Origin of the sequence: Paraburkholderia sp., assembly GCF_035656215.1 — a bacterium.
Lineage (GTDB): Bacteria > Pseudomonadota > Gammaproteobacteria > Burkholderiales > Burkholderiaceae > Paraburkholderia.
Window position 1 is genome coordinate 1 of record NZ_DASRSY010000424.1, and the last position, 7209, is coordinate 7209.

Annotated in this window: 10 protein-coding genes; 8 read left to right on the forward strand and 2 right to left on the reverse strand. The window is 60.2% G+C overall.

Annotation, left to right across the window (positions count from 1 at the left end):
• The 6 genes from VFE81_RS24740 to VFE81_RS24765 all read left to right on the forward strand — a co-directional run.
• Window positions 1–186, forward strand: a 186-nt coding sequence (locus VFE81_RS24740) for a Phenylacetic acid catabolic protein (RefSeq protein ID WP_325047098.1), incomplete at its 5' end; no start/stop codon positions are given.
• 31 nt (window positions 187–217) lie between these two features.
• The gene (gene paaD / locus VFE81_RS24745; protein ID WP_325047099.1) at window positions 218–760 is read left to right on the forward strand and encodes a 1,2-phenylacetyl-CoA epoxidase subunit PaaD; all 543 of its coding nucleotides are present in this window, start codon (window positions 218–220) and stop codon (window positions 758–760) included.
• A 1-nt stretch (window position 761) separates the two neighbouring features.
• The gene (gene paaE, locus VFE81_RS24750; protein ID WP_325047100.1) at window positions 762–1850 is read left to right on the forward strand and encodes a 1,2-phenylacetyl-CoA epoxidase subunit PaaE; all 1089 of its coding nucleotides are present in this window, start codon (window positions 762–764) and stop codon (window positions 1848–1850) included.
• A 154-nt stretch (window positions 1851–2004) separates the two neighbouring features.
• On the forward strand, window positions 2005–2817 hold the full coding sequence (locus VFE81_RS24755) for a DUF1835 domain-containing protein (RefSeq protein WP_325047101.1): 813 nt from the start codon (window positions 2005–2007) through the stop codon (window positions 2815–2817).
• Between the two features lie 14 nt (window positions 2818–2831).
• Window positions 2832–3440: a TetR/AcrR family transcriptional regulator gene (locus VFE81_RS24760; protein WP_325047102.1), complete on the forward strand. Its 609-nt coding sequence runs from the start codon at window positions 2832–2834 to the stop codon at window positions 3438–3440.
• 242 nt (window positions 3441–3682) lie between these two features.
• On the forward strand, window positions 3683–4351 hold the full coding sequence (locus tag VFE81_RS24765; RefSeq protein WP_325047103.1) for a GNAT family N-acetyltransferase: 669 nt from the start codon (window positions 3683–3685) through the stop codon (window positions 4349–4351).
• A 79-nt stretch (window positions 4352–4430) separates the two neighbouring features.
• Here the strand turns inward: VFE81_RS24765 and VFE81_RS24770 are convergent, their stop codons facing one another.
• Window positions 4431–4928, reverse strand: a complete 498-nt coding sequence (locus VFE81_RS24770) for an Lrp/AsnC family transcriptional regulator (protein ID WP_325047104.1) — start codon at window positions 4926–4928, stop codon at window positions 4431–4433.
• Between the two features lie 257 nt (window positions 4929–5185).
• Here VFE81_RS24770 and hppD point away from each other — a divergent pair, with 257 nt between their 5' ends.
• On the forward strand, window positions 5186–6283 hold the full coding sequence (gene hppD, locus VFE81_RS24775; RefSeq protein WP_325047105.1) for a 4-hydroxyphenylpyruvate dioxygenase: 1098 nt from the start codon (window positions 5186–5188) through the stop codon (window positions 6281–6283).
• Between the two features lie 136 nt (window positions 6284–6419).
• Here hppD and VFE81_RS24780 read toward each other — a convergent pair whose 3' ends face one another.
• A complete protein-coding gene (locus VFE81_RS24780) occupies window positions 6420–6626 on the reverse strand; it encodes a hypothetical protein (RefSeq protein WP_325047106.1) in 207 nt (68 codons plus the stop codon).
• A gap of 349 nt (window positions 6627–6975) precedes the next feature.
• Here VFE81_RS24780 and VFE81_RS24785 point away from each other — a divergent pair.
• A partial coding sequence (locus VFE81_RS24785) for a hypothetical protein (RefSeq protein WP_325047107.1) occupies window positions 6976–7209 on the forward strand: 234 nt, incomplete at its 3' end.

The following is a 7209-nucleotide window of genomic DNA, read 5'->3' on the forward strand; positions in this document are numbered from 1 at the left end:
ACGTCGGACCTCGAAACAGCGTGGCTCGAAGACGTACAGGCCACGCTCGGCGAAGCCACGCTCAAACTGCCCGAAGCGGTCAAGCACATCACGACCGGCAAACATGGCGAGCACTCAGAGCACATGGGCTTCGTGCTGGCCGAAATGCAAAGCCTCGCGCGCCAGCATCCCGGCGCCACCTGGTAAGCGCTGAACCGGAACCCGACGGAACTTCACGATGACGACCTCGACTGCCATGCCCACCGCCGACATCACGCTCGAACGCGCCTGGGCCGTGCTCGAAACGGTGCCCGATCCGGAAATCCCGGTGGTGTCGATTCGTGAACTTGGCATTCTGCGCGACGTGCGACGCGCCGCCGACGGCACGCTCGAAGTCGTTATCACGCCGACCTATTCCGGTTGCCCGGCGATGTCGCAGATTGCCGAAGACGTCGCCCATGCGCTCGAAGTGGCTGAGCTAAAACCGTATCGGATCGCCACGGTCCTCGCACCGGCCTGGACCACCGACTGGATGACCGCCGACGCCCGCGAAAAGCTTCGCGCGTATGGCATCGCGCCGCCCACGGGCAATTGCGGTTCCGCCGCGCCAGCACAGGAAAAAGTGATGCGCTTCGTGCCGCGCGCGCTGCCGGCACCGTCGTGCCCGCGTTGCGGCTCCGCCCATACCGAGCGCCTCGCGCAATTCGGCTCGACGGCCTGCAAAGCCCTGTACCGCTGCCTCGACTGCCGCGAACCCTTCGACTACTTCAAACCATACTGATATGGCTACCCCGCAATTTCATCCGCTGCGTATCCGCGAAGTGCGGCCCGAAACCGCTGACGCGGTCTCGGTCGCCTTCGAAGTCCCTGTCGAACTGCGCGACCACTATCGCTTCACGCAGGGCCAGTTCGTCACATTGAAAACGCACATCGACGGTGAGGAAACGCGCCGTTCGTATTCGATCTGCGTCGGCGTCACCGATTACGATCGCGACGGCGAACTGCGCATCGGCATCAAGCGTGTGCGCGGCGGGCGTTTCTCGAACTTCGCGTTCGACACGCTGCAACCCGGCCACACGATTGACGTGATGACGCCGGACGGCCGCTTCTTCACCCATCTCAACGCGGATCTGGGCCAGCAGTACCTCGCGTTTTCCGGCGGCTCGGGCATCACGCCAGTGCTCGCGATCATCAAAACCACGCTGGAAATAGAGCCACGCAGCACCTTCACGCTGGTGTACGGCAACCGCAGCGTCGATCAGATCATGTTCGCGGAGGAGCTCGAAGACCTGAAGAACCGTTTCATGAACCGCTTCGTGCTCTATCACGTGCTGTCGGACGACCTGCAGGACGTCGAGCTGTTCAACGGCGTACTCGACCAGCAGAAGTGCGCGGCCTTCATCGAAAACCTGCTACCGGCGGATGCAATTGACGAAGCCTTCATCTGCGGCCCTGGCCCGATGATGGATGCCGCCGAGGCCGCATTGAAAGCCGCGGGCGTGCCTTCGGCAAAAGTGCACGTGGAGCGCTTCGGTTCGCCGCTGCCGCAAGCGGGCGTGCCGCCGGTCGAAATCACCGACGACACCCCGGCCGCCGACCTCGAAATCGTCCTCGACGGGAAAAGGCGCAAGCTGCGCCTGCCGTATCAGGGCGTGAGCGTGCTCGACGTCGGCTTGCGTGCCGGCCTCGCGCTGCCCTATGCGTGCAAGGGCGGCGTCTGCTGCACCTGCCGCGCGAAGGTGCTCGAAGGCGAGGTGAAGATGGAAAAGAACTACACCCTGGAAGAACACGAAATTCGCGACGGTTTCGTACTGACCTGCCAATGTCATCCGATCAGCGATCGCGTGGTGGTGAGTTACGACGAACGCTAATCTGGCGCGACGGGTGGTCATGCGACGCCCGCAACGCTTTCAGCAGGTCCGCGATCCGCTTACACTAGGGGCCGCTCATCGATCAGATACCTATCCCGATCAATGAGCGGCCCCTTTTGTCATTTGCGTTTTTTGCCAGCCCAAGCCACTGCCGATGAGCACCATCCACCTCACCAACGGCGACGTCGCCGCCGAGTCACTGCGCGCCGCGCTAGCCGAGGCGGGCCGCGACGATCGCGTGCACGCACTGCGTGACGATCTGGCGGTCGGTCCACTGCGCGGCATCGACGACGGACCTGACGTGCGAGCGACCTTCTGGGATCGCGTTAGTGCGGACACCAGGCGTGATTTCCTTCGGGAATTCCGCGAGCAGGCTGCGGCACTGGAGAACCTTGCGCGCGGCGACGCGAATCTGGTGGTCTGGCATGGTGAAAGCGCATCCGATCAATTGATGCTGCGCCGCGTCTGCTACCACCTGCGCAATAGTCCGCAACGGCTAAACGAAGTGCGTCTGTCGATTAACGACCTCACCGACCCCGGCGCATGGGCGCACAGCCGCAAAGATCACGCGACGTCCGTCGGCATGTTCGCACCGGCTGTACTGCAAGGGCGTCTGCCGGCCGCGGCGCCGATTGCTGTTCTGCGGATCAGCCGCCTCGCGCTCGAATGGCAGGAAGCCAAACACGCGAACGGCGAGACGCGGCGCTGGCGCGACAATACTTTCACGAGCGGCAGTTTCGCCGATTTGGACGCGCTGATTCTCGAGCACGTCACTGGCGACTGGCAACCCGCCGCGCGTGTTGCCGCCGAACTGATGACCGCCGAACTCTGGTATCTGGTGAGCGACAGCATCGTGCTGTGGCGCTTCCGCGAACTGGCCGCGACCCGGCGCATCAAGCTGCGCGGCGATGCGAACGCATGGCGCACACTGGAATTGTGCGCGGCGCTTGCCCCCTGTCCACACTAATAAAACAGACGACCATGGCCCGCACCCGAGCCCCCGACCACGAAACCCAGCGCGATCAGATTCTCGAACTAGCCGCGACGAAATTTGCCCAGACCAGCTACCCGAGCACCTCGATGGCCGACCTCGCCGCCGCGAGCGGCACCTCGAAAGCGCGCCTGTACCACTATTACGCGAGCAAGGAAGCGATCCTGTTCGATCTGCTGGACCGCTACACGAAGCGGCTGATGCTGATCATCGCCGAGGTGGAAGGCGCGAGCCAACGTCGCGGACTAACGGAGCGGGAAACCTTTGCGGAGCTGATCCGGGCGTTTCTGTCCGAGTATGAGACATCGCATAGCCGGCACGTTGCACTTCTGAACGACGTGAAGTACCTGGTCGACACCCAGCGCGAAATCATCTTGAACCGTCAGCGCGACGTGGTCGCGGCTTTCGCGCGGCAGCTAGCGCGCGCCTATCCGGAACGGGCCACGCGCGAAAACCAGACCGCCCTCACGATGATGGTGTTCGGCATGATCAACTGGACATTCACCTGGCTCAAGCCGGACGGCCGGATGGGCTACCGGGAATTTGCCGAGCAGGTGGTCAGCATGGTGGATCACGGGTTGAGTTCCGCCGAGGGTTGATTGCGCACAGCAGCATTGCTCAGAGGGCGCAGTTGCCGTGAGTTGCCTAGGCGCGACAACTTGTCACGAACGCTCGTTCAATTTATTTTTCCTTAACAATCAATACTATAAAAATAGGGTGCCGATCTTTTAGGTATTCGCTTCAAGTTTTAATACGGGTTTTCCCTAGTGATGAATCGGGGTTTCCGCTAAAATAGTTTTTGCGGTGCACCACGCCGCTCGATCAAAAGGAGAACCTGACTATGAACATGCTTATACCCCGCGCCGCTGAGCCGATCGTCGCGCACGATCGTCTGTTGCAGCCAGCCGGTCATGCACCTGCTCTGGTCCGTGAACTCACCGCCATTGATCGCGAACGGCTGCTGACCCACTTCCTCTCGCTCGGCGAAGACGACCGCCTTCTGCGTTTCGGCCAGATCGTGCCAGACCACGTCATTGAAAACTACGTCCGCGCGATCGATTTCACGCGCGACACGGTCTTCGGCGTGTTCAATAGTCAGCTGCAACTCACCGGCGTCGGCCACCTGGCGTATCTGCCGGTCGAAGGTGACAAGCGCACCGCGGAGTTCGGCGTGTCTGTGCTGGAAAGCGTGCGCGGGCAAGGTATTGGCTCGAAGCTCTTCGAGCGCGCCGCCATCCGCAGCCGCAATACGCATGTGACCACGCTTTACATGCACTGTCTGTCGCGCAATTCGACCATGATGCACATCGCGAAGAAGGCCGGCATGAAGATCGAATACGCGTACGGCGAAGCAGACGCCTATCTGACGCTGCCGCCAGCGGATCAATCGAGCATCATCACTGAAATGCTGCAGGAACAAGCCGCGGTGTTCGACTACGCACTCAAGCGTCAGGCGCGTCAAACGTCGAAGTTGTTCGAATCGTTCTTGCCGACAGCTGCAGCGGCCTAACCGGTCAACGCTTCGGTGAAAAAAGGGCGGCCTTGTGGCTGCCCTTTTTGTTTGTCTGTCGCGTAATCGCGCCCGGCGCCTACAAAATTGGTAGCGCCGTCGTCTCCTTGAACTTCTCAAGCGAAAAGCTCGTCTTCACGTCGATTACAGATGGATGGTGCAGCAACTGGTCCTGCACGAAACGTGAAAAGTGCGCCATATCCTCGACCTGCACGCGCAGCAGGTAATCCATGTCGCCAGTCATCGCGTGACAGGCGACCACTTCCGGCCACGTCTGCACCGCCGCACGGAATAGATCCGCATGCGTAGCGTCGCCACGCGGACTGAGCGCGGGACCACTGCGCTTTTCCAGCCGCACGTTGACGTAGGCCAGCAGATCGAGCCCAAGCTTTTGCGCATCGAGCAGCGCGACATAGCCGCGAATCACCCCGCTCTCTTCCAGCCGACGGATACGCCGTAGACACGGGCTCGGCGACAGATTGATGCGCTCCGCGATCTCCTGATTCGACAACCTGCCATTCTCCTGAAGGATCGTCAGAATACGTCTGTCGATGGCGTCTATCTCTATTTTGGCCATTTTCTGCCGTCCAAGTAAAAAGTTGAGCTAGAAGATAGCGTCAGCGTATCGACATGCGATTAAGTTCGCAAGTTTTCGTCGCCAGCCGGCCTTTACACTTGCGTCACTCAGTCGCGCTAACTTGCACACCCCGTGCCAGCGCTTAGCTTTGCATCGGACCGGAGTAAGCGCTTTGCATAGGCCCGGAGTAAGTGCTGAAGCACTAACTCCGGCCGACAGCTAAAGCCGTTAACTCCGGTCGACACAGGAGACAGACAATGCAGGTTTCAACTTGGGAAAACCCGGTCGGCACCGACGGCTTCGAATTCATCGAATACACCGCACCGGACCCGAAGGCGCTCGGCAAGCTGTTCGAACAGATGGGCTTCACCGCCGTCGCCCGGCACCGTCACAAGGACGTGACGCTGTATCGCCAGGGCGAAATCAACTTCATCGTCAACGGGGAACAGCATTCCTTCGCGCAACGTTTCACGCGCCTGCATGGCCCGTCGATCTGCGCGATCGCGTTCCGTGTGCAGGATGCTGCGAAGGCTTACCAGCAGGCGCTGGAGAAAGGCGCCTGGGGATTCGACAACAAGACCGGCCCGATGGAACTGAACATCCCGGCGATCAAGGGTATCGGCGACTCGCTGATCTATTTCGTCGACCGCTGGCGCGGCAAGAACGGCGCTGAGCAGGGCAGCATTGGCAACATCGATATTTATGACGTCGATTTCGAACCGATTCCAGGCGCGAATCCGAACCCGATCGGCCACGGCCTGACCTACATCGATCACCTGACGCACAACGTCCATCGCGGCCGTATGCAGGAATGGGCGGAGTTCTATGAGCGCCTGTTCAACTTCCGCGAAGTGCGTTATTTCGACATCGAAGGCAAGGTGACCGGCGTGAAATCGAAGGCGATGACATCGCCGTGCGGCAAGATCCGCATTCCGATCAATGAGGAAGGTTCGGACGTAGCCGGTCAGATCCAGGAATATCTGGACCAGTACCACGGTGAAGGCATCCAGCACATCGCGCTGGGTAGCAACGACATCTACCGCACAGTGGACGGTTTGCGCGCGGCGAACATCTCGCTGCTCGATACGATTGACACGTACTATGAACTGGTCGATCGCCGCGTACCGAACCACGGCGAGCCGCTCGACGAATTGCGTAAGCGCAAGATCCTGATCGACGGCGCACCCGACGACTTGCTGCTGCAGATCTTCACCGAAAACCAGATCGGACCGATCTTCTTCGAGATCATCCAGCGCAAGGGTAATCAGGGCTTCGGCGAGGGCAACTTCAAGGCGCTGTTCGAATCGATCGAACTGGACCAGATTCGCCGCGGCGTGGTTCAGGACAAGGCCTAACGACAAAGGCCCGCGCGGAGCCTGAGGGATGTAAAAAAGGGCGAGGATCTTGCGATCCTCGCCCTTTGTCGTTTTTGACGTTGTCCGTAGCCGGACAATGACAGATTTTCAACCGACGCGTCGCATCAGCGACGCATCACGAATTCTGGTCTTCCCCGTTGGCCTTCGTGGATCGAGCAACGCGCTCCACCGCAATGCGTGCGGGCGCGACTTGTGCCGTGCTGGTGATCGCGTTCGACAGCGTCCCTGCGCTGCTCGAACTTGAACTCGGGCGCACCGGCGCGCTCATGGCGAAGAATGCGGCCGAAACCATCAGGAAGGTCTGGATATTTCTAGTGTTCATGCGTACTCCTTTTCTAACTGCCCTGCTGTCCTGAAGCTCCACCGAATGCAGAGCGTTGCGCAGACATTGCTCGCAGGTGGGGTATTAGACAGACATTTCAACTGCGGTTCCGTAGATTTGTAGTTTTTACAGCTTGTTACAGTGCCGTCGCAACGCTGAAACAAGCTCTGCGCTCAATAAGGAAATCACGCCGCAACGCAGCATTTCTGGGCATGCTGCGGCGGGTTTTCACCAGTGCTACCATCACTTAAAACCCGTCAATATGGCGACCCCGGCCCCAAGCATTCACAAGATGCCACGGCCCCAAAAAAGTTTTGGTGATCCCAAACTGGGTGGAGGAGTACACATAATGAATGCCCCGCTAGACGCAGGTCAGCGAGCTTCGCTCGAAGCCGCGCTATCTTCCGTCACGCTCGACGACAAATACACCCTCGAACGCGGCCGCGCGTACATGAGCGGCATCCAGGCGCTGGTACGTCTGCCGATGCTGCAGCAGGAACGCGATCGGGCCGCCGGGCTCAATACCGCCGGCTTCATCTCCGGTTATCGCGGATCGCCACTCGGCGGACTCGACCAATCCTTG

Excerpts from the sequence above, each read along its gene's own strand:
- VFE81_RS24760 (WP_325047102.1), top strand. The coding sequence starts at position 2,832 with ATGGCCCGCACCCGAGCCCCCGACCACGAAACCCAGCGCGATCAGATT.
- hppD (WP_325047105.1), top strand. The coding sequence starts at position 5,186 with ATGCAGGTTTCAACTTGGGAAAACCCGGTCGGCACCGACGGCTTCGAA.
- VFE81_RS24780 (WP_325047106.1), bottom strand. The coding sequence starts at position 6,626 with ATGAACACTAGAAATATCCAGACCTTCCTGATGGTTTCGGCCGCATTC.
- paaD (WP_325047099.1), top strand. The coding sequence starts at position 218 with ATGACGACCTCGACTGCCATGCCCACCGCCGACATCACGCTCGAACGC.
- VFE81_RS24755 (WP_325047101.1), top strand. The coding sequence starts at position 2,005 with ATGAGCACCATCCACCTCACCAACGGCGACGTCGCCGCCGAGTCACTG.
- paaE (WP_325047100.1), top strand. The coding sequence starts at position 762 with ATGGCTACCCCGCAATTTCATCCGCTGCGTATCCGCGAAGTGCGGCCC.
- VFE81_RS24765 (WP_325047103.1), top strand. The coding sequence starts at position 3,683 with ATGAACATGCTTATACCCCGCGCCGCTGAGCCGATCGTCGCGCACGAT.
- VFE81_RS24770 (WP_325047104.1), bottom strand. The coding sequence starts at position 4,928 with ATGGCCAAAATAGAGATAGACGCCATCGACAGACGTATTCTGACGATC.